The sequence below is a fragment of the Knoellia tibetensis genome (assembly GCF_048606415.1).
Lineage (GTDB): Bacteria > Actinomycetota > Actinomycetes > Actinomycetales > Dermatophilaceae > Knoellia > Knoellia tibetensis.
In genome coordinates, this window is sequence record NZ_JBMBWF010000001.1 from 321,433 (window position 1) to 341,133 (window position 19,701).

The following is a 19,701-nucleotide window of genomic DNA, read 5'->3' on the forward strand; positions in this document are numbered from 1 at the left end:
GGCCGAAATCCGGCCTGCTGACGTCGCTCCTGCGCAATATGTCAGGGGTAGGTGAGGGACGTCGGTATGCCGTCCGCCCCCGTCGCCCCCGTCGCCCCCGCCGTCGTGACCGTCACCGTGTCGTTGGCCAGGTCGGAGCGCACCTCGATGCCGCGGTGGGTCATGACGAAGGTGTCACCGCCGTCCTCCACGGCGCACGTCACGTCGGCGAAGCGGGTCTCGGACGTTCCGATGACGGCGCGACGCAACGCGATGAGGTCGCGGTACCACCCGAGCAGCGACGCGTGCGGCTCCGACGACAGCTCCTCCCAGCGCAGCACGCTGGCATCGCGCGTCGCGTGTGACTGCGGGTCGGGCACCTCGGACTCGGACCAGCCGTGGGCAGCGAACTCGGCCCGGCGCCCGGCCCGCACCGCCTCGGCCATGCCCTCGTCGGTGAAGTCGGTGAAGAACTGCCACGGCGTCGACGCCGCGAACTCCTCACCCATGAAGATCATCGGCGTGCCGGGCCCGAGCAGGTAGAGCGCCGCACCAATTGCCGCGCGCCCCGGAGGCATCCCGGCCGAGATGCGGTCGCCCGTCGCGCGGTTGCCGACCTGGTCGTGGGTCTGGAGGTAGGTCACGAGGCGGCGCCCGTCGAGCGCGTCGACGTCGACCGGCCGCCCCCACTCCCGCTCGCGGAAGGTCGACCACGTGCCCTCGTGGAGGAAGCCCCGGGTGAGCACGTGGGCGAGCACGTCGAGCGGGCCGCCGTCGGGCATCGTGCGCGTGCCGCCGCCGAAGTCCTCGTAGTAGCCCTGGGTCTCGCCGGTGAGCGCGACGTGCAGCCCATGGTGGACATCGTCGGCCCACTGGGCCGTCATGCCGAACCCGCCCTCGGTTGTCGGCGTGACCATCGCCGTGTCGTTGAGGTCGCTCTCGGCGATGAGGTCGAGCGGGCGCCCGAGCTCGCTTGACAGCGCGGCCACGGCGTCCGAGAGCTCCGCGAGGAGGTGTCGCTCCCCCTCGTCGACGAGCGCGTGCACGGCGTCGAGCCGCAGCGCGTCGACGTGGAAGTCGCGCAGCCAGCGCAGCGCGTTCTCGACGACGAACGCCCGCACCTCCTCGGAGCCGGGGGCGTCGAGGTTGACCGCCGGGCCCCACGGCGTCATGTGCGAGTCGGTGAAGTAGGGACCGAACCGGCCGAGGTAGTTGCCGCTCGGCCCGAGGTGGTTGTAGACGACGTCGAGGCAGACCCCGAGCCCGCGTGCGTGGCACGCGTCCACGAACCGCTGGAAGGCGGCCGGACCACCGAGGGCGTCGTGGACGGCATACAGGTCGACGCCGTCGTAGCCCCAGCCCCACCGTCCCGGGATCGCGGCCACGGGCAGGATCTCAACGACGTCGACTCCGAGCTCGACGAGGTGGTCGAGACGCTGGACCGCGGCGTCGAACGTGCCCTCGTCGGTGAACGTCCCGATGTGGCACTCGTAGACGACACCACCGAGCGTCCCGGCACCGTCTCGCGGCCCGCGCCATCCGCCGTCGGCCCAGTCGTAGGCGCCCACGTCGAAGGTGCGGCTCGGCCCGTCGACGCCGTGCGGCTGCCACGCGCTGCGCGGGTCGGGCAGCGCGGGCTCCTCACCGTCGAGGACGAAGGCGTAGTCCACGACGTCGTATGCCGTGCCCTCCTCCCAGCGCCACCAGCCCTTGTCGTCGCGCACCATCGGTGCACGCTCCGGCGCCTCGTCAGGAGCACCGACGACGATCTCGACCGTCTGCGCCTCGGGTGCCCAGACCTTGATCACGGCTGCCTCCTCAGGAGCGCGACGGGAAGATCGGCCAACACGTCGGACAGCGTCGCCTCGCCCCCGAACACACCAGTTGCACTCTCGGACAACACATTTCGCCACTCACCCTCGGGCAGGGACACCGTGGCGTCACCGAACCCTCCCGCCTCGGCGAGCCGGTCGGCTTCGCGCGTCACCACGACCACGACCTGCGGCCCCGAGTCGTCGCCACGGGCGAGCGCCAGCGCGTGCGGCGAGCTCGTGACGACGGCCTCGTAGGTCGAGCCCGACCCGACGAACACCTCGGGCAGCTCCCGGCGCACCCGCAGCCCGGCGGCCGTGACGAGGAGCTTCTCGTCATCGAGGTCCCGCGGGCGCTCGCCCGCGTCGAGGCGACCCAGCCGCTCAACGCGCTCGTCATAGTCGACGGCTCCGCGGTTGTCGGGGTCGACGAGGGTGAGCGCCTGGAGCTCGGCGCCCTGGTAGACATCAGGCACACCGACCGCGACGAGCTGGAGCAGCTTCTGCCCGAGGACGTTCGCGCGCACCGACACCGAGTGCTCGGCCAGCCACAACTCGACGTGTCGCGCCACCGCGTCATCGACCACGGCGGACCGGGCGAACGCCACCACGGCCGCCTCGTAGTCCGCGTCACCGTCCACCCAGGCCGTGTGGTCCTTGGCCTCGCGGACCGCCTTGAGGACGTAGCCCTCGATCCGGTCGGGAGAGATCGGCCACGCGCCGAGGACGGTCTGCCACACGAGGTACTCGGTGGCAGGGTCGACGAGCGGGTCACGCTGTGCCGCAACAAGATCGGACGCCTCATGCACCCACGTCGCCCAGTCGTCCGCCGACTCGGCGAGGGTCATGAGCCGGGCCCGGACGTCCTCGGAGCGCTTGGTGTCGTGCGTGGTGAGCGTCGTCATCGTCGTCGGCCAGGTGGCGAGCTGCCGTGCCTCGAACGCGTGGAACTCGTCGGCACTGATCGAGAGGTGCGACGGGTGCCCACCGACCTCGTTCGCGCCGCTGAGGCGGAACCAGCGATAGAAGGCCGTGTCCTCGATGCCCTTGGCCATGACCGGCCCACAGGTCTGCTGGAAGCGCACCATGAGCTCGACGGCAGCGGCCTCGCTGCCCTCGGCCGCCTCGGGCAGCGTGGCCCCCGCGACGAGGCGCAGGACGAGGTGCAGGGCGTCGCGGTCCTCGTCACCCAGCAGGGCACCGGCGCGCTGCCCCGCCCCGTGAAGGACCGCCCGTTGGGCCGGGTCGGGACGGCCGCCGGGCACGAGGTAGGCGCGGTAGCGGTCCATCGAGACGAGCAGCGCGCCGAGCGCACGCCTCAGCGCGTCGAGGTCCTCCCCCGGCACGATGACCCCGACCAGCCGCATGAGGCGGTTGAGCTCGGCAGCCTGCACCGTCTCGACGACGAGCTGCTTGGACTCGAGGACGACGTCGTCCAGTGCCTCGCGCCCGGCCGGTGCCTGCTCGGCCCAGAGCCGGTCGAGCACCGTGTCGCCGGCCCCTGACGTCAGGACCTGCTGGACCCGGAGCAGCGTGTCGTAGCCGGTCGTCCCGGCGCACCGCCACGACTCCGGCAGCTGCTCCTCGCCCTCGAGGATCTTCTCGGCGACGACCCAGGCGTCGCCGGTGGCATCGGCGAGCCGGGCGAGGTAGCCACCCGGGTCGGCGAGCCCGTCCGGGTGGTCGATCCGGAACCCGTCGACCGCCCCCTCCTCGAAGAGCTCGAGGAGCAACCGGTGCGTCGCCTCGAAGACGTCGGGGTCCTCGACCCGCACGGCCTTGAGCGAGGTCACGTCGAAGAACCGGCGGTAGTTGAGGTCGGTCGCGCCGTCGCGCCAGAAGGTCAGCCGATAGGGCTGCGCCGCAACGAGATCCGCGAGCGGCAGGTCTTCGGTTCCGACGGCCACGGGGTACTCGTGGTCGTAGTAGCGCAGCACGGTCTCGTCGCCACCCGCACCACCGTCGCGGGCCACCGACAGCTCGCCCGCGGACAGCGCCTCCTCGAGCGACCCGCCGAGGACGGGCATGAGCACCCGCCCCTCCTGCGCGTCCCAGTCGATGTCGAACCAGCGCGCCGCCTCGGACGCGCGGCCCTCGCGCAGCAGTGACCACAGTGCCCCGTTACGCCACGTCGCGTCGGGCACCGTCATGTGGTTCGGCACGACGTCGACGACGATCCCGAGCCCCGCGGCGTGCGCGGCCGCAACGAGCCGGTCGAACGCCTCGCGCCCACCGGCCTCCTCGTTGAGTCGCGTGTGGTCGACGACGTCGTAGCCGTGCGTCGAGCCGGGGGCGGGCTGGAGGATCGGCGACAGATAGAGGTGCGAGACACCGAGAGACGCGATGTATCCCGTCTGCTCCGCTGCCGCGTCGAACCCGAACCCGCCGTGCACCTGGAGGCGGTAGGTCGAGGTGGGCACGGCGCGGCCGGAGGGTCCGACCACGACGGGGGCTGCCGGCATACGCATCAGACCGTTCGCTCGGACGTCGCGGCGCCGGTCGGCACGGTGACCTCCTCGCGCGGGCACCGGAGGACGACGACAGCGCGCGGACCGACGGCGACCTGCGACCCGGCGTCGCGCCAGCCCGGGTCGACGATGTCGGCGCAGGTGTCGATCTCGGTCAACCAGCGCTCGCCCCAGGTCGACGACGGCAGGGTGAACGCCACCTCCTCCGCGTCCGCGTTGAAGAGGACGAGGAAGTCGTCGTCGGTGATCGTCTGGCCGCGCGTGTCGGGCTCGTGGATCGCGCCGCCGTTGAGCCACATGGCGACCTGGAGGCTCTCACCGTCCCAGCCGCCCTCGTCCATGGGCTCGCCGGACGGCTGGAGCCAGTAGATGTCACCGAGGGTGGACTCGCCGCCGTGCTCGGCGGAGCCGGCGAAGAAGCGCCGACGGCGGAAGACCGGGTGCCTGCGGCGCAGCCGGACCGCGGCCTTGGTGAACTCGAGGAGCTGGAGCTGCTCCTCGCTGAGCCGCCAGTCGACCCACGAGAGCTCGTTGTCCTGGCAGTAGACGTTGTTGTTGCCGTCCTGCGTGCGACCGATCTCGTCGCCGTGGCTGATCATCGGCACGCCCTGCGACAGGAGCAGGGTGGTGAGGAAGTTGCGGAGCTGGCGCAGGCGCAGGGCCTTGATCTCCGGGTCGTCGGTCGGGCCCTCGACGCCGTGGTTCCACGACCGGTTGTGCGACTCGCCGTCGTTGCCGTCCTCGCCGTTGGCCTCGTTGTGCTTCTCGTCGTAGGAGACGACGTCGCGCAGGGTGAAGCCGTCGTGGGCGGTGATGAAGTTGATCGAGGCGATCGGCTTGCGGCCGCTGTGCTCGTAGAGGTCGCTCGAGCCGGTGATGCGCGAGGCGAACTCGCCCAGGGTCGCCGGGACGCCGCGCCAGAAGTCGCGAACGGTGTCGCGGTACTTGCCGTTCCACTCCGTCCACAGCGGCGGGAAGTTGCCGACCTGATAGCCGCCGTCACCGACGTCCCAAGGCTCCGCGATGAGCTTGACCTGCGAGATCACCGGGTCCTGCTGGATGAGGTCGAAGAACGCCGAGAGCTTGTCGACCTCGTGGAACTGCCGGGCCAGGGTCGCCGCCAGGTCGAAGCGGAAGCCGTCGACGTGCATCTCGGTGACCCAGTAGCGCAGCGAGTCCATGATGAGCTGGAGCACGTGCGGGTTGCGCATGAGCAGGCTGTTGCCCGTGCCGGTCGTGTCGTAGTAGTGCTGCTTGGCGTCGTCGACGAGCCGGTAGTAGCTCGCGTTGTCGATGCCGCGGAAGCAGATCGTCGGGCCGAACTCGTTGCCCTCGGCGGTGTGGTTGTAGACGACGTCGAGGATGACCTCGATGTCGGCCTCGTGCAGCGCCTTGACCATGGCCTTGAACTCGGTGACCTGCTGCCCGCGCTGGCCCTGGGCATAGGAGTTGTGCGGCGCGAGGAAGCCGATCGTGTTGTAGCCCCAGTAGTTCGTCAGTCCCTTGGCCTGGAGCGAGGTGTCCTGGACGAACTGGTGCACCGGCATGAGCTCGATCGCGTTGATGCCGAGCTCCTTGAGGTGCTCGATGATCACCGGGTGGCCGATGGCGGCGTAGGTCCCGCGGATCTCCTGGGGCAGGTCCGGGTGCGTCATCGTCAGGCCCTTGACGTGCGCCTCGTAGATGACGGTGTCGTGGTACTCGTGACGCGGCGGGCGGTCGTGGCCCCAGTCGAAGAAGGGGTTGATGACGACGCTGAGCATCGTCTTGCCCAGCGAGTCGTCGGTGTTGCGCGTCTCCGGGTCGAGGAAGTCGTAGGAGAAAAGGGACTGGTCGTTGCTCACCTGCCCCTCGATCGCCTTCGCGTAGGGGTCGAGCAGGAGCTTGCTCGGGTCGCAGCGGTGCCCCTCCTCGGGCGCGTAGGGCCCGTGGACGCGGTAGCCGTAGCGCTGCCCCGGCTGCAGGTTGGGGATGTAGCCGTGCCACACGAAGTGGTCGACCTCGGGCATGTCGATGCGGGTCTCGGTGCCGTCGTCGTCGACGAGGCACAGCTCGACGTTCTCGGCCACCTCGCTGAACAGCGCGAAGTTCACTCCGCTTCCGTCATAGGTCGCTCCGAGCGGGTACGCCGATCCGGGCCAAATCTCCAAGGCCGCCTCCAACATCGTGTTCTGGGTCAAGCTCGATTTCCTCTCACGGGACGACGGCGGCCCGCGGGGCGCGGACGACAAGCCGGTGGGACGTGGCTGGGTATCGTTCGGCGCAGTACGCCAACCTACCCAACGTCTTGCACCTCCCCGTACCCCGAAGGACCCCACGTGACCCATACCCGCACCGCCGTCGTCACCGGAGCCGCTCGCGGGATCGGCGCGGCCACCGCTCGGCGCCTCGCCAAGGACGGGTATGCCGTCGCGGTCGCCGACCTCGACGAGGCCGCCTGCGAGGTGGTCGCCTCCTCGATCCGCGAGGACGGCGGGTCTGCCGTCGGGGTCGGGATCGACGTCTCGCACACAGAGCAGGTCGAGGCGGGGGTGGCCCGCATCGCCGACGAGCTGGGCCCGCCGGTCGTGCTCGTCAACAACGCCGGCATCATCCGCGACAACCTCATCTTCCGCATGACCGAGGACGACTGGGACTCGGTGATGAACGTGCACCTGCGCGGTGCCTTCCTCATGACGCGGGCCTGCCAGGCGCACATGACGGCGGAGAAGTTCGGACGGATCGTCAACCTGTCGTCGTCGTCGGCGCAGGGCAACCGCGGTCAGGCCAACTACTCCGCCGCGAAGGCGGGGCTCCAGGGCTTCACCAAGACGCTGGCGATCGAGCTCGGCACGTTCGGGGTCACGGCCAACGCGGTGGCGCCCGGGTTCATCCAGACGGACATGACGGCCGCCACGGCCGAGCGGATGGGCGTGTCGTTCGAGGACTTCCTCGCCGGCGCGGCGAAGCAGACGCCCGTGGGGCGCGTGGGCCAGCCGGAGGACATCGCGGCCACGATCTCGTTCCTCTGCTCGGAGGAGGCTGGCTTCGTCTCGGGCCAGGTGATCTACGTTGCCGGGGGCCCCCTCGACTGAGCGCGAGAACGCACCGGCGCGAGGGGCCGCGCCCGCACGGGACCGCGCCTTCGACGTCGCCCGTGGCATCGCGATCCTCGCCATCGTCATCGGTCACGTCCTGCGCGGACTGACCGCGGCGGACCTCGTGCCGCGCACGTCCCCGGTCGTCCTCGAGGTGGACGACGCCTTCTATGCGTGGCACCTCACGATCTTCGCCGTGTTGCTCGGCGTCTTCCTCCGACCGGGTGTCGAGAAGCACGGACCTCGCCGCTACATCCGCTCACGGGTCGCCCTCTTCGCCTGGCTGTATGCCGTGTGGACCGTCCTCTTCGGCGTCACCCGCCGCTTCACCGACGTTGCGGCCCAGGCAGCCAAGGAGGGTGTCGACGCCGTCGAGCCCGAGGTCGTGGCCGGACGCTGGGACGGCTTCGTCGGCGACCGGCTGCACGCCCTGCTCGTCGCCGACGGACCGTTGTGGTGGCTGGGGTTCCTCGTCCTCGTCACCGTGGCGGGCGCGCTCGTGAGGCCGTGGAGCAGCCGGGCGCGGGCGGTCGCCTCGTCGGTCGTCGTCGCCGCGGGCTGCCTGCTCGCCTGGGGCTGGACCGGTCCGTGGGTGTTTCTGGAGGGCCTCGCACTGCTCGCGTTCGTGTGGGTCGGCATGCTCGCCGGGCGCGAGCGGCTAGCCGCCCTCACCCGCTCCGCGCGCGCCAGGTGGGTCGCGCTGGTCGGAATCGGCGCCGGTGCGGCCGCGCTCTGGTCGACCGACCCGATGCCACCGACGTCGTGGATGGGCCCGCGCACCCTGTGGGCCTGCGCCTGGGGCGTCCCCACGTCCATCGCGCTGTGCCTCGGCGTCTTCGCCCTGTCCGCGAGCATCGGGCGGCGGGCCGTGGGGCGGCCACTGGCGTTCCTCGGCGAGCGCTCGCTCGAGATCTTCCTCGCGCACGTCGTCCTCACCGGCATGGCCCGCAAGCTCCTCAGCGTCGCCGACGTCACGGACCTCACCGTCCACATGGTCGTCGGGACCGTCGCCGGCGTCCTCGGACCGCTCGGCCTGTGGTGGCTCGGCCGACGGCTGCACGCGCCGTGGCTCTTCCAGCTCCCAGGTCGCCGGCACTGACTCTCTTCCAACGGCGAGAAAGTTCTTGACCTATCGGTTAATTAACCGCTACGTTAAGTGACATGGCCGATCCGCTCAGCACCACGTTCGCCGCCCTGGCTGACCCGACGAGGCGGGCCATCCTGGCCCGGCTCTCGTCCGGTGACGCCACGGTCGGCGAGCTCGCCGAGCCGTTCGACATGTCCCTGCCCGCCATCTCGAAGCACCTCACCGTGCTCGAGAAGGCCGGGCTCGTCACGAAGAGCCGGGATGGGCAGCGGCGCCACTGCCGCATCTCGGTCGCGCCCCTCGAGGACGCGACGTCGTGGCTCGAGCTCTACCGCAAGCACTGGGAGCAGCAGCTCGACCACCTCGGCGGCTACCTCGCCACCATCCAGCAGCAGCCCTCGACCGAGGGCACACCCAAGGAGAACCCGTCATGAGCACGACCGCCGCCACGGGCGCCCACGAGCGCGCCACCATCACGACCAACGGCTCCGAGATGGTCATCACCCGCACCTTCCCCGCCTCCGCCGACCTCGTCTTCGAAGCCATGACCAACCCCGAGCACATCCGCAGGTGGTGGGGTGCCGGCCACGGCGAGATGACCGTCTGCGAGGTCGACCTGCGCGAGGGCGGCGCCTGGCACTTCGCCCAGCGCGCCGACTCCTCCGGCGAGGAGGTCTCCTTCTCCGGTCACTACAGGTCGATCGACCGGCCCGGCCGCCTCGTCCACACCGAGCGGTTCGACAACATCGACAGCCCCTACTCGGTCATCGACACGACCTACGTGGAGGAGGCGGGGAGGACGACACTTCGAGCCGTCATCACCTACGACTCCCCCGAGACGGTGCAGGCCGTCATCGACTCGGGCATGGAGCACGGACTGCAGAGCAGCTACGACGCCATCGACGACGTCCTCGCCGAGCTCACCGCCGCCCGCTGAGCAGCAGTCGAGAGGAGAGAACACGCCGGATGCCGGACGGCATACCCGGCGGGTTCTCTCCTCCCGACCGGTCCTGTGCATAACTCCGCAGGAGAATCCGCCGAGATGGCCATGCTCGCGGGGTGCATGCCAAGCCACTTCCCGAGGGGCTCGCGGGCGGACCGTTCAGCACGGCTCGAGCCCGTGAGCTGGGCGTCGGGCCCTCGCGGCTGCGCCGCGCCGGCCTGGTGCATCCCACCCGAGGCGCCCACGCGGTCGAGGCACCCGTCACCTTGACCGAACGCGCTGCGGCCTTCGCCGCGGGTATGCCGTCCGCCCGCGCCTTCTCCCACCTCACCGCCGCGCGTCTTCTGGGTCTCCCACTGCCGGGCGGGCTGGCCGTCGAGGCCGACGCAGGCGCTCTCCACGTCATGGCACACACGGACGACGGACAGGTGCGCCGGAAGGGTTGCGTCGGTCACCGCGGGCTGGAGATCAGGGCCACCTCGGAGGTCGACGGCCTCCAGGTGGTGGACCCAGCCCACAGCTGGGTCGACCTCGGAGAGCTGCGATGCGGTCGGCTGACCAGGGACGACCTTGTGGTGCTCGGTGACGCAGCGGTCGCCCTTCTCGACTCGTGGTCCGGCCAGCAGGTTCGTTCCGGTGCCAGGACCTCAGCCGGCGTCCGGGCGCTGCACGAAGCCCTGCACGGCCGGGTGCGGCCACGGGGCAAAGTCATGCTGGCGCACGCACTCGAGGTGATCAGACCGCGCGTCCGCTCACCGATGGAGACCCGGGCGCGACTGATGTTCGTCCGCGCAGGCTTCCCTGAGCCCGAGGCCGGTGGCCTCATCACGGACGAGGACGGCGAGTTCCTCGCCGAAGGCGATCTGGTGTGGCGGGCGCGACGCGTCGTGGCCGAATACCAAGGCGCTCATCACGCGGAGATCGGCCGGCGCAGCGCCGACTCGGGTCGACGTCACCTGCTGGAACGCAGCGGGTGGCAGGTACGCGAGCTCTTCGCAGAGGACGTCTACCGCGCTCCACGACGTCAGGCTGCGCTCGAGGCAGTGGCCGCCATGCTCGGCCTCGACCCGTCGACCCTGCACATCACCTGACCACAAGCAGTCGAGAGGAGAGGACGCGCCGGATGCCGGACGGCATACGCGGCGTGTTCTCTCCTCTCGACTGAATGGGCAGGGGCTCGTCAGAGGCCGAGGTCGCGGCCGATGAGCTCCTTCATGATCTCGTTCGAGCCGGCCCAGATCTTCGTCACGCGGGCGTCGCGCCAGGCGCGCGCCACGCGGTACTCGTTCATGAAGCCGTAGCCACCGTGCAGCTGGACGCACTCGTCGAGGACGTCGTTCTGGACCTGCGCGCTCCACCACTTCGCCTTGGCGGCGTCGACGGCGGTGAGCTTGTGCTCGGCGTGCGCGGCGACGCAGTCGTCGACGTAGGCCTCGGCGACCTCGATCGCGGTGACGAGCTCGGCGATCTTGAACTTGTTGTGCTGGAAGGCGCCGATGGGCTGGCCGAAGGCCTTGCGCTCCTTGGCGTAGGCGATGGTCTCCTCGAGGATCGCCTTGGCGTGGGCGACGTTGGACACTGCGGCGCCGACGCGCTCCTGCGGCAGGCGCTGCATCATCGCGACGAAGCCCATGCCCTCCTCGCCGATGAGGTTCTCGGCGGGCACGCGGACGTTCTCGAAGAAGAGCTCGGCCGTGTCGGACTCCTCCTGACCCACCTTGTCGAGCTTGCGGCCGCGGCTGAAGCCCTCCATGCCGTCCTCGACCATGAGCAGCGAGATGCCCTTGGCGCCCTTGCTCGGGTCGGTGCGGGCGGCGACGATGACGAGGTCGGCCTGGTAGCCGTTGGTGATGAAGGTCTTGGAGCCGTTGAGGATCCAGCCGTCGCCGTCCTCGGCGCGGACGGCGGTCGTCTTGAGCGCGGCGAGGTCGGATCCCCCGCCCGGCTCGGTCATCGCGATGGCGCAGATCTTCTCGCCGGCGGCCATGGGCGGGAGCCAGCGCTGCTTCTGCTCCTCGGTGCCGAGGTCGACGATGTAGGGCGGGCAGACGTCGCTGTGGATGCCGAAGCATGACGAGGTGGCGGCGTTGAACCCGGAGATGACCTCGGCCGAGATGGCGTTGAAGCGGTAGTCGCCGGCGCCCGCGCCACCGAACTCCTCGGGGATGTCGAGGCCGAGCAGGCCCTGCTTGCCGGCCTCGAGCCAGATGTCGCGGTCGATGCTCTTGGCCTCGAGCATCTGCTCGGCACGCGGCTTGAGGGTGCGGTCGACGAACTCCTGGACCGACTCGCGGAAGGCGAGGTGGTCGTCGTCGTAGAGGTTGCGGGGCATGGCTCTCCTCGGCAGAAACACGATTGACTAAGCGCTTGCTTAGTCTCACGCGGGTCAGGCATGCTGTCAACATGTCGGCCACCACAGGCGCTCCACGGTCGGAGCAGAGCATCCTCGCGACCCTCGAGGACTCCGGGGACACCGCCGGCGCCACCGCCGTGCGGCTCATGATGGCCGCGGCCGACGCCTTCGCCGACAAGGGCTTCCACGCGACGACGACCCGCGACATCGCCTCCCGCGCGGGCCTCTCCCCCGCCGGCGTCTACGTGCACTTCACGTCGAAGGAGGACCTCCTCTTCCAGCTGAGCCGGCGCGGGCACCAGACCGCCCGTGACCAGCTCGTCGCCGCCGCCAGCGCCGCGGCCTCCCCCACCGACGCCCTCCGCTCGATCGTCGGCGGCTTCTCGAAGTGGCACGCCGAGCACCACCAGCTCGGCCGGATCGTCCAGTACGAGTTCCGCCACCTCACCCCCGAGCACCGCGAGACCGTGCTCTCGCTGCGTCGCGAGATCGACAAGGTCGTGCGCGGCGTCCTCACCGACGGCGTCGAGACCGGCGACTTCGAGGTCGACGACATCCCGAGCACGGCGCTGGCGCTGCTGTCGATGGCCGTCGACGTCGCGCGTTGGTACTCCCCCGAGATCCGCCGAACGCCGGACGACATCGCCCGCACGAACGGGGACCTGGCGGTCAGGCTCGTCGCGCGCCGCTAGGCTTCCGCACCATGACCGACGCCGGAGGACACGGGGGCTCCCCGTCGATCGCCCAGCCCGACTACTGGTGGTACGTCGCGCGCACCGACCTGTTGCACGCTGCGCTCAGCTCGTATGCCGAGGGCCGCACCACGGTGCTCGACATCGGCAGCGCCGACGGCCCGAGCGCCGGCTGGCTGCACGACGGCACCCGCCACCTCGCCTCCCTCGACATCGACCCGCGCGGGCTCGGGCGCAACGGCGTGTGCGGGTCGGCCCTGTCGCTCCCCTTCGCCGACGGCAGCTTCGACATGGTGTCGGCCTTCGACGTCATCGAGCACTGCGACCCCGAGGCCGACGCCCTCGCCGAGGTGGCGCGGGTGCTCCAGCCCGGCGGCACGTTCCTCATGGCGGTGCCGGCCTACCAGTGGGCCTGGACCGACTTCGACGTCGCCAACGGCCACTTCCGCCGCTACACGAAGCGACGTGCCGTGACCGCGCTCGAGCGTGCGGGCTTCCGGGTCGAGCGCGCGACCTACGGGTTCACCTCGGTCTTCCCCGGCTTCCTCGCGGAGCGGCTCGCCCGTCGCCTCAAGGAGCGCAAGCACACGAGCGCGGTCGACGTCGTCGACGTGCCGCAGGTCCCCCGCGCTCTCCACCACGCCCTGCTGGCCGCGACCAAGGTCGACGAGGCCCTCCTGCGCCGCCGGGTCGACCTGCCTTTCGGCAGCTCGGTCTTCGTCGCGGCGACGAAGATCGGCAACCCGGCCTGACGTCGCCTCGTCGCGAGGCGCCAAACCAGCGACAGGTATCGGGAACCAGGACAATGACGCGGTGCGCATCTTCGCCGCGGTCGTGCCGCCACCGGACGCCCACGCCGACCTCGAAGGCTTCGTCGAGCCACGGCGGGACGTCCACTCCGACCTGCGCTGGACGCCGTCCCACCTGTGGCACGTGACGCTGGCGTTCATGGGTGACGTGTCGGAGCACCTGCTCGACGACGTGTGCGACGAGGTGGCGGGGGTGGCGGCGGAGCACGAACCGATCCCGTTGCGGCTCAGCGGTGCCGGCACCTTCCCCGACCCGAGCCAGGCCCGCGTCGTGTGGATGGACGTGCGCTCCGACTCCGCCGACGGCCTCGCCCGGCTGGAGTCGCTCGCGCTCGGCGTGAGGCGGGCCTGCAACCGCATCGGGGCGTCACCGGCGGGTGGCGCCTACCGCCCGCACCTCACCCTCGCGCGCGTGCGTCGCCCCTTCGAGGCGACGCACTGGCTCCGCGTCATGGATGCGTATGCCGGCCCGTCCTGGACCGCGGACGAGGTCACCGTCTTCGTCTCCCACCGGGGAGAGGGAAGGGGCAGACCGCACTACGAACCCGTGGCGGTCTGCCCCCTCGGCGCGGACGTCGTCCGCGCGTGAGCCCTTGGTGAGCTGACGCTCAGTCGCGGGTCAGCTTGCGGTAGGTGACGCGGTGCGGACGGGCCGCGTCCTCACCGAGGCGCTCGATCTTGTTGGCCTCGTAGGCCTCGAAGTTGCCCTCGAACCAGTACCAGCTCGCGGGGTTCTCCTCGGTGCCCTCGTAGGCGAGGATGTGCGTCGCGACCCGGTCGAGGAACCACCGGTCGTGGCTGATGACGACGGCGCAGCCCGGGAACTCAAGCAGCGCGTTCTCCAGCGAGCTGAGGGTCTCGACGTCGAGGTCGTTGGTCGGCTCGTCGAGGAGGAGCAGGTTGCCGCCCTCCTTGAGGGTCAGCGCGAGGTTGAGGCGGTTGCGCTCTCCACCGGAGAGGACGCCGGCCTTCTTCTGCTGGTCAGGGCCCTTGAACCCGAACTGCGAGACGTAGGCGCGCGACGGGATCTCGACGTTGCCGACCTGGATGTAGTCGTGGCCCCCGGAGACGGTCTCCCAGAGGTTCTTGTTGGGGTCGAGGCCGCCACGGCTCTGGTCGACGTAGGAGATCTTCACGGTGTCGCCGATGTCGACGACACCACCGTCGGCCGGCTCGAGGCCGACGATCGTCTTGAAGAGCGTCGTCTTGCCGACGCCGTTGGCGCCGATGACGCCGACGATGCCGTTGCGCGGGAGCGAGAACGACAGCCCGTCGATGAGGACGCGGTCACCGAAGCCCTTCTTGAGGTCCTTGACCTCGATGACCTTGCTGCCGAGGCGCGGGCCCGGCGGGATCTGGATCTCCTCGAAGTCGAGCTTGCGGGTGCGGTCCGCCTCGGCGGCCATCTCCTCATAGCGGGCGAGGCGCGCCTTGGACTTCGTCTGGCGGGCCTTGGCGTTGGAGCGGACCCACTCGAGCTCCTCCTTGAGGCGCTTGGCGAGCTTGGCGTCCTTCTTGCCCTGGACCTCGAGACGCGCTTGCTTCTTCTCGAGGTAGGTCGAGTAGTTGCCCTCGTAGGGGTAGGCGCGGCCGCGGTCGAGCTCGAGGATCCACTGCGCGACGTTGTCCATGAAGTAGCGGTCGTGCGTCACGGCGACGACGGCGCCGTGGTAGGCCGCGAGGTGCTGCTCGAGCCAGAGCACCGACTCCGCGTCGAGGTGGTTGGTCGGCTCGTCGAGGAGGAGCAGGTCCGGCTTCTGGAGCAGGAGCTTGCACAGCGCGACGCGACGACGCTCACCACCGGAGAGGACGCTGACGTCGGCGTCCGGCGGCGGGCAGCGCAGCGCGTCCATCGCCTGCTCGAGCTGCGAGTCGAGGTCCCACGCGTCGGCCGCGTCGATCTCCTCCTGGAGCTTGCCCATCTCGGACATGAGCGCGTCGAAGTCGGCGTCGGGCTCGCCCATCTCCTCGGAGATGGCGTTGTAGCGGTCGAGCTTGGCCTTGATCTCCCCCGCGCCCTCCTCGACGTTGCCGAGGACCGTCTTCTCCTCGTTGAGCTCGGGCTCCTGCATGAGGATGCCGACGCTGTAGCCCGGCGTCAGGCGCGCCTCACCGTTGGACGGCTGGTCGAGCCCGGCCATGATCTTGAGGACGGACGACTTGCCTGCGCCGTTGGGGCCGACGACGCCGATCTTGGCGCCGGGCAGGAACGACAGGGTGACATCGTCGAGGATGACCTTGTCGCCATGGGCCTTGCGGGCGCGCGACATGACATAGATGAACTCGGGCATGGGGCAAGGCTAACGACTGCCCGCCCCATCCCCGAATCGGTTGTGGCCCCTGCGGGCCCCTCAGGCCGCGGGCTCCTCGACCAGCGGGCCCGTCGACGCGTCGGTGGGTCGCTCGGCCAGGAGGTAGTCGTCGCGCTGTGGGTCGCCGAAGCTCCCACTGCCGTCCGACTGGCCCTCGGTGGGCTCCTCGCCGTCGAAGGCGTCGTCCATGCGGTCGCCGGTGCCGTAGGACGGCTTGACCACCTTCTCGTAGGCCGCCTGCCCCCAGCTGAGGTCGTGGCCGGCGCCGCTGGCATCGATGTTGACCGACGTGCCGTAGGACTTGTCGTCGCGCTGGTACTCACGCACGCGAAGGCGGCCGTGGACGATCACCGGCTCGCCGCGGCGGAACGACTTGACGAGGTTGGCGCCGAGGTTGCGGAAGGCGTAGACGGTGAAGAAGGAGGTGTCGCCGTCCTCGTAGGCGCCGGGCTGACCCTGCACGGGTCGCCGGGGCGTCGACGCGATGCGGAACCGGGCATAGGGCTGGCCGCTCTTGCCCACGCAGATCTCGGGGTCGGCGACGAGGCGTCCGTGGACGGTGACGGTGGTGTCCTGCATGGGTGGTCCCCTTCTGGTCGGGCTCCGCTCGTGCGGCGGAGCACTGCGACCAGCCTCAGCGGGTCGCCCGACGTCGGCAACGCCCGCAGGCCACGCCTGTGGACGGCGCGATGCCCACGGCGTGCCTGTGGACGACGGGTCATGCTCGACGGCCCTCGGTCAGACCTTGGCCGCGGTCTCGAGGTGCTCCCGGGTGGCCCGGTGGCGCTCGAGGACGGCGGTGACGGGCGCGAGGATCCGCTCGTCGGCGACCGTGGAGATCGACTCGCGCAGGCGGCCGTCGATGACGCGGGCCCGCCGACGCGCCCCGATGCCGGCGAGGAAGCGGGAGACGAGGGCGAGCAGCAGCCCGGCCAGCACTCCCCCGACGAGCAGGACGAAGGGCCACGGCAGCGGACCGAGCGTCGGGGTCTCGATGCTGGGGAACTGCAGCCAGCCGAGCAGCATGAGGACAAGGAGCCACGCGAGCCCGGCCACGGCCACGAGCGCGAGGACGACCTGGGCGATGCCGACGACGCGCCACCACACAGGGGTGCGCGAACGGAGCGACGTCGAGATGACGGCCTGGTCGAGCGCGTCGGCCATCGCGTGACCGGGAGGTGCCGCAGCGGCGTCGACGGCGTCGCCCCACGCCGTCGGCAGCGCCGAGCCCGCACGGTCGGCGAGGCTGCGCGTCGCGAGGTCGACCGCAGCGCGGGCCGCAGGGGTCGGAGGGGGCAGCGAGGACCGCCCGAGGACCGAGCGCACGTCGGCGTCGCTCACGGTGATGGCCGCACCGCCGTTGTCCAGGCGCAGCCGGCGCAGCGGGCGTGGCCTGAAGCGCTGGACCCAGCGCGTGAACGGCCACCCGGTGTGGCTCACGGCCTGCATGCGGTAGTCGCGCTCCACAGCGGCGACGACGGTGGGTACACCGGCAGCTCGTGCCAGGGCGTCGACGAGGTCGCCCTCACCCTTGGCCTTGACCTGCGGCTCGGAGTCGGCGACGGCAGGACGCAGCGCTGCGGCGGCCTGCCGCACGTCGGCGGCGAGGCGGGTGCGGGCGGCGTTGGCGCCCGACACCGCGTTGCTGAGCCGTTGGCCGAGGACGTCGATCCCCCGACCGGTCCGGGCCGAGGTGGGGATGACCGTCGCGTCGGGCATGCCGTCGCGGGCCATGAGCCGCTTGAGGTCGGCGACACAGCGGTCGACGTCGTCCTCGTGGAGGCGGTCGACCTGGTTGAGGACGACGACCGTCACGGCGTCGTGGGTGGCCAGGGCGGCGACGTAGTCGTCGTGGAGGCGCGCATCGGCGTACTTCTGCGGGTCGGTGACCCAGACGAAGACGTCGACGAGGTCGAGCACCCGCTCGGCCTCGGCCCGGTGCGCGGTCTCGCGCGAGTCGAAGTCGGGCAGGTCGAGGAGGACGAGGCCGTCGAGCGAGCCGACGGTCCCCGAGACGGTGGCGTCGCCCGCGACGTGGTGCCGGGTCGCGACGTCGAGCCAGTCGAGCAGCGGACCGGCGGGCTCGTCGCCCCAGACGGCGGCGGTGGGCCGCGACGTCGTCGGCCTGCGGGCACCCACCGAAGCGACACCCTCGCCGACGAGGGCGTTGAAGAGCGAGGACTTGCCGCTGCCCGTGGCCCCGGCGAGCGCCACGACGGTGTGCCCGCCGACGATCGACGTGCGCTGCTCGACCTTGGTGACGACGGTGCGGGCCCGGGTCGACGCGCCCTCGGGCAGCTCGTCCCCACCGCTCACGAGCGCCTGCTCGAGCGACCCGGAGGCGGACGTGAGCGACTCGGCGGTGACGCTGCTGACCTTCGCGCTCCCCATGCGCAACGGGCTCATGCAGCCACCTCTCGGACTCGGGTCGCGGCACGGGCAAGGGTGGCCGACTGGCCGGTCGTGTCGCCGAGCGACGCGAGCGCCTCGGCGTAGCGGCTCTGCTCCACGGCATACAGGTCCTCGACACGGGCGAGGAGGCTCTTGCGCGCCTTGGCGGCCATCTCGCGGACGGCCTGGTCGCCGAAGATCGCCTCGAGGACGCGCTGGGCGAGGACCGACGTACCACCGGCGATGCCGACCTCGGCGCCGGTGAGGCCGCCGGTCGCCGCGAAGGAGACGAGCATGAGGAAGAGGCCGATCCCGTTGACGCCGTATGCCGCGATCCTCGCGTTGGTGCGCCGGTTCCCGCCTTCGCTGCGCACGATGTCGAACACCTCTCCCTGCCACTCGCGCACGAGCGCCTCGACGCGGGGGACGAGGTCGGGCGACGGCTTGGCCAGCTCGGGGTACGACGCCACGAGGGTCTCGCCCCCGGGGAGGCGACGCCACGCGCGGGCGGTGTCGGCAGCGGCGGCGGACGCGTGGGACACGAGGAGGTTGGCCACCCCGGACTGGAGCGCCTCGCCGAGGTCCTCGGCCGGCGCCGGCTGGCCCTTGATCGCCGCAGTGACACGGTCACGCCACTTCGACAGGGTCGACTCGACCTGCCGGAAGAACTCACCGGTGCCGACGAACTCCTGCCAGCGGGCGAGGACTTCACCGCGGAGCAGCGTCCCGTCGGTCATGCCGTCCTTGACTCCTTGGGTCGCGGCGCCGTAGCTCTCGTCTGTGGCGCGCAGGAGGCCCTCAGCGGCACGGTCCTGCTCGATCGAGGCGGAGACGAGGGCGTCAGTGCGACCCGAGAGCGACCCCATGGCCCCCTTGAGCGTCTGGCTCACGACGACGGCGCGGGCTCGCGAGTCGCTCGCGAGCGCGTCGAGCCATGCACGGAGCCGGCCCATCGCCTCCGGCGGGAGCGAGCCGTCACGGGTCAGCTCGGTCTCGGGGACGGTGAAGATCGGCGCGGTCGGCAGGCCCTGCTCGCGGAGCATGCCCGCGAGGTGCGGGCGGATCTCCTCGACTGACTCCGGGGCGATGCGGTCGAGCACGATGGCGACTGAGGTGCCGCGCTCAGCCGCGGTGCGGAGCAGGTCCCACGGAACCGCGTCGGCGTAGCGGGCGGCCGTCGTCACGAAGAGCCACAGGTCGGCGGCGGCGAGCAGCTGGTTGGCGAGCTCCCGGTTGGCCTGGACGACGGAGTCGATGTCAGGGGCGTCGAGCAGCGCCATGCCGGCCGGCAGGCTCGCCGACTCGACGAGGCGCACGGTGCCGGGCTGGGTCTCCTCGCCCGGGCTCCCCGTGACCCGGGACAGCGTCGGGAGGATGCGCTGGTCGGCGAACCACCGCTTGTCGTCGGGGTGGTGCACGAGGACGGGGCTCGTCGTCGTGGGCCGGAGCACGCCGGACTTGCTGACGACCGAGCCCACGATGGAGTTGACGAGGGTCGACTTGCCCGCACCGGTCGACCCGCCGACGACGGCGAGGAGAGGGGCGTCGATGGAGCGCAGGCGCGGGATGACGTAGTCGTCAAGTTGATGAATGAGCTCGCGCCGCACGGCCTGGCCCTGGCCCTGGCCCGGGGTGTGCAGCGGGAGCGAGGAGGCGGCCACCGCGTCCCGGAGTCCGGTCACGGCCCCGACGAGCTCGTTCGCCCTGGTCGCCTCGGATGTCGTCACTGGCTCAGCCTAACGAAACGGCGGGGGCCCGCGCGCCGACGTGCCGACGCGC

16 protein-coding genes are annotated in these 19,701 nt (G+C 71.0%); 8 read left to right on the top strand and 8 right to left on the bottom strand.

Annotated features, from left to right (window positions below; translation table 11 throughout):
* Positions 1 to 41: 41 nt before the first annotated feature.
* From treZ to glgX, 3 genes are read right to left on the bottom strand one after another with little or no spacing between them, the layout of a single operon-like run.
* On the bottom strand, positions 42 to 1,787 hold the full coding sequence (treZ, locus tag ACOJV7_RS01485) for a malto-oligosyltrehalose trehalohydrolase (protein ID WP_420188391.1): 1,746 nt from the start codon (positions 1,785 to 1,787) through the stop codon (positions 42 to 44).
* Positions 1,784 to 4,252, bottom strand: coding sequence for a malto-oligosyltrehalose synthase (gene treY, locus ACOJV7_RS01490; protein WP_420188392.1), 2,469 nt, complete (start codon positions 4,250 to 4,252; stop codon positions 1,784 to 1,786). Before treY ends, treZ begins: the two co-directional genes overlap by 4 nt.
* 5 nt (positions 4,253 to 4,257) lie before the next feature.
* Positions 4,258 to 6,408, bottom strand: a complete 2,151-nt coding sequence (glgX, locus tag ACOJV7_RS01495) for a glycogen debranching protein GlgX (RefSeq protein ID WP_420188393.1) — start codon at positions 6,406 to 6,408, stop codon at positions 4,258 to 4,260.
* 168 nt (positions 6,409 to 6,576) lie between these two features.
* Here glgX and fabG point away from each other — a divergent pair, with 168 nt between their 5' ends.
* The 5 genes from fabG to ACOJV7_RS01520 all read left to right on the top strand — a co-directional run bounded on the left by fabG (position 6,577) and on the right by ACOJV7_RS01520 (position 10,456).
* Positions 6,577 to 7,332 (top strand): 3-oxoacyl-ACP reductase FabG, encoded by a 756-nt coding sequence (gene fabG / locus ACOJV7_RS01500; protein WP_420188394.1) that lies wholly within the window; start codon positions 6,577 to 6,579, stop codon positions 7,330 to 7,332.
* Complete coding sequence (locus tag ACOJV7_RS01505) at positions 7,310 to 8,434, top strand: acyltransferase family protein (RefSeq protein WP_420188395.1); 1,125 nt, start codon at positions 7,310 to 7,312, stop codon at positions 8,432 to 8,434. Before fabG ends, ACOJV7_RS01505 begins: the two co-directional genes overlap by 23 nt.
* A gap of 62 nt (positions 8,435 to 8,496) precedes the next feature.
* A complete protein-coding gene (locus ACOJV7_RS01510; protein WP_420188396.1) occupies positions 8,497 to 8,856 on the top strand; it encodes an ArsR/SmtB family transcription factor in 360 nt (119 codons plus the stop codon).
* On the top strand, positions 8,853 to 9,359 hold the full coding sequence (locus tag ACOJV7_RS01515; protein WP_420188397.1) for an SRPBCC family protein: 507 nt from the start codon (positions 8,853 to 8,855) through the stop codon (positions 9,357 to 9,359). Before ACOJV7_RS01510 ends, ACOJV7_RS01515 begins: the two co-directional genes overlap by 4 nt.
* Positions 9,360 to 9,481: 122 nt before the next feature.
* Positions 9,482 to 10,456, top strand: coding sequence for a hypothetical protein (locus ACOJV7_RS01520; protein WP_420188398.1), 975 nt, complete (start codon positions 9,482 to 9,484; stop codon positions 10,454 to 10,456).
* An 89-nt stretch (positions 10,457 to 10,545) separates the two neighbouring features.
* Here the strand turns inward: ACOJV7_RS01520 and ACOJV7_RS01525 are convergent, their stop codons facing one another.
* On the bottom strand, positions 10,546 to 11,697 hold the full coding sequence (locus tag ACOJV7_RS01525) for an acyl-CoA dehydrogenase family protein (RefSeq protein ID WP_420188399.1): 1,152 nt from the start codon (positions 11,695 to 11,697) through the stop codon (positions 10,546 to 10,548).
* Positions 11,698 to 11,768: 71 nt separating this feature from the next.
* Between ACOJV7_RS01525 and ACOJV7_RS01530 the strand changes: the two genes are divergently transcribed.
* From ACOJV7_RS01530 to thpR, 3 genes are all read left to right on the top strand, one after another.
* Positions 11,769 to 12,410, top strand: a complete 642-nt coding sequence (locus tag ACOJV7_RS01530) for a TetR/AcrR family transcriptional regulator (RefSeq protein ID WP_420188400.1) — start codon at positions 11,769 to 11,771, stop codon at positions 12,408 to 12,410.
* A gap of 11 nt (positions 12,411 to 12,421) precedes the next feature.
* Positions 12,422 to 13,162, top strand: coding sequence for a class I SAM-dependent methyltransferase (locus ACOJV7_RS01535; protein ID WP_420188401.1), 741 nt, complete (start codon positions 12,422 to 12,424; stop codon positions 13,160 to 13,162).
* Between the two features lie 61 nt (positions 13,163 to 13,223).
* The gene (gene thpR, locus ACOJV7_RS01540; protein WP_420188402.1) at positions 13,224 to 13,808 is read left to right on the top strand and encodes an RNA 2',3'-cyclic phosphodiesterase; all 585 of its coding nucleotides are present in this window, start codon (positions 13,224 to 13,226) and stop codon (positions 13,806 to 13,808) included.
* Positions 13,809 to 13,827: 19 nt separating this feature from the next.
* On the opposite strand, the gene ettA is transcribed toward thpR, so the two are convergent.
* The 4 genes from ettA to ACOJV7_RS01560 all read right to left on the bottom strand — a co-directional run bounded on the left by ettA (position 13,828) and on the right by ACOJV7_RS01560 (position 19,649).
* Positions 13,828 to 15,510 carry an energy-dependent translational throttle protein EttA gene (gene ettA, locus ACOJV7_RS01545; RefSeq protein ID WP_420188403.1) on the bottom strand — a complete coding sequence of 561 codons (1,683 nt, stop codon included), beginning with the start codon at positions 15,508 to 15,510 and terminating at the stop codon, positions 13,828 to 13,830.
* A 60-nt stretch (positions 15,511 to 15,570) separates the two neighbouring features.
* Complete coding sequence (locus ACOJV7_RS01550) at positions 15,571 to 16,110, bottom strand: single-stranded DNA-binding protein (RefSeq protein ID WP_420188404.1); 540 nt, start codon at positions 16,108 to 16,110, stop codon at positions 15,571 to 15,573.
* Positions 16,111 to 16,269: 159 nt separating this feature from the next.
* Positions 16,270 to 17,937, bottom strand: a complete 1,668-nt coding sequence (locus ACOJV7_RS01555) for a YfjP family GTPase (RefSeq protein WP_420188405.1) — start codon at positions 17,935 to 17,937, stop codon at positions 16,270 to 16,272.
* Positions 17,934 to 19,649 carry a dynamin family protein gene (locus tag ACOJV7_RS01560; protein ID WP_420188406.1) on the bottom strand — a complete coding sequence of 572 codons (1,716 nt, stop codon included), beginning with the start codon at positions 19,647 to 19,649 and terminating at the stop codon, positions 17,934 to 17,936. The genes ACOJV7_RS01555 and ACOJV7_RS01560 overlap by 4 nt, the downstream gene beginning before the upstream one ends.
* Positions 19,650 to 19,701: the final 52 nt, after the last annotated feature.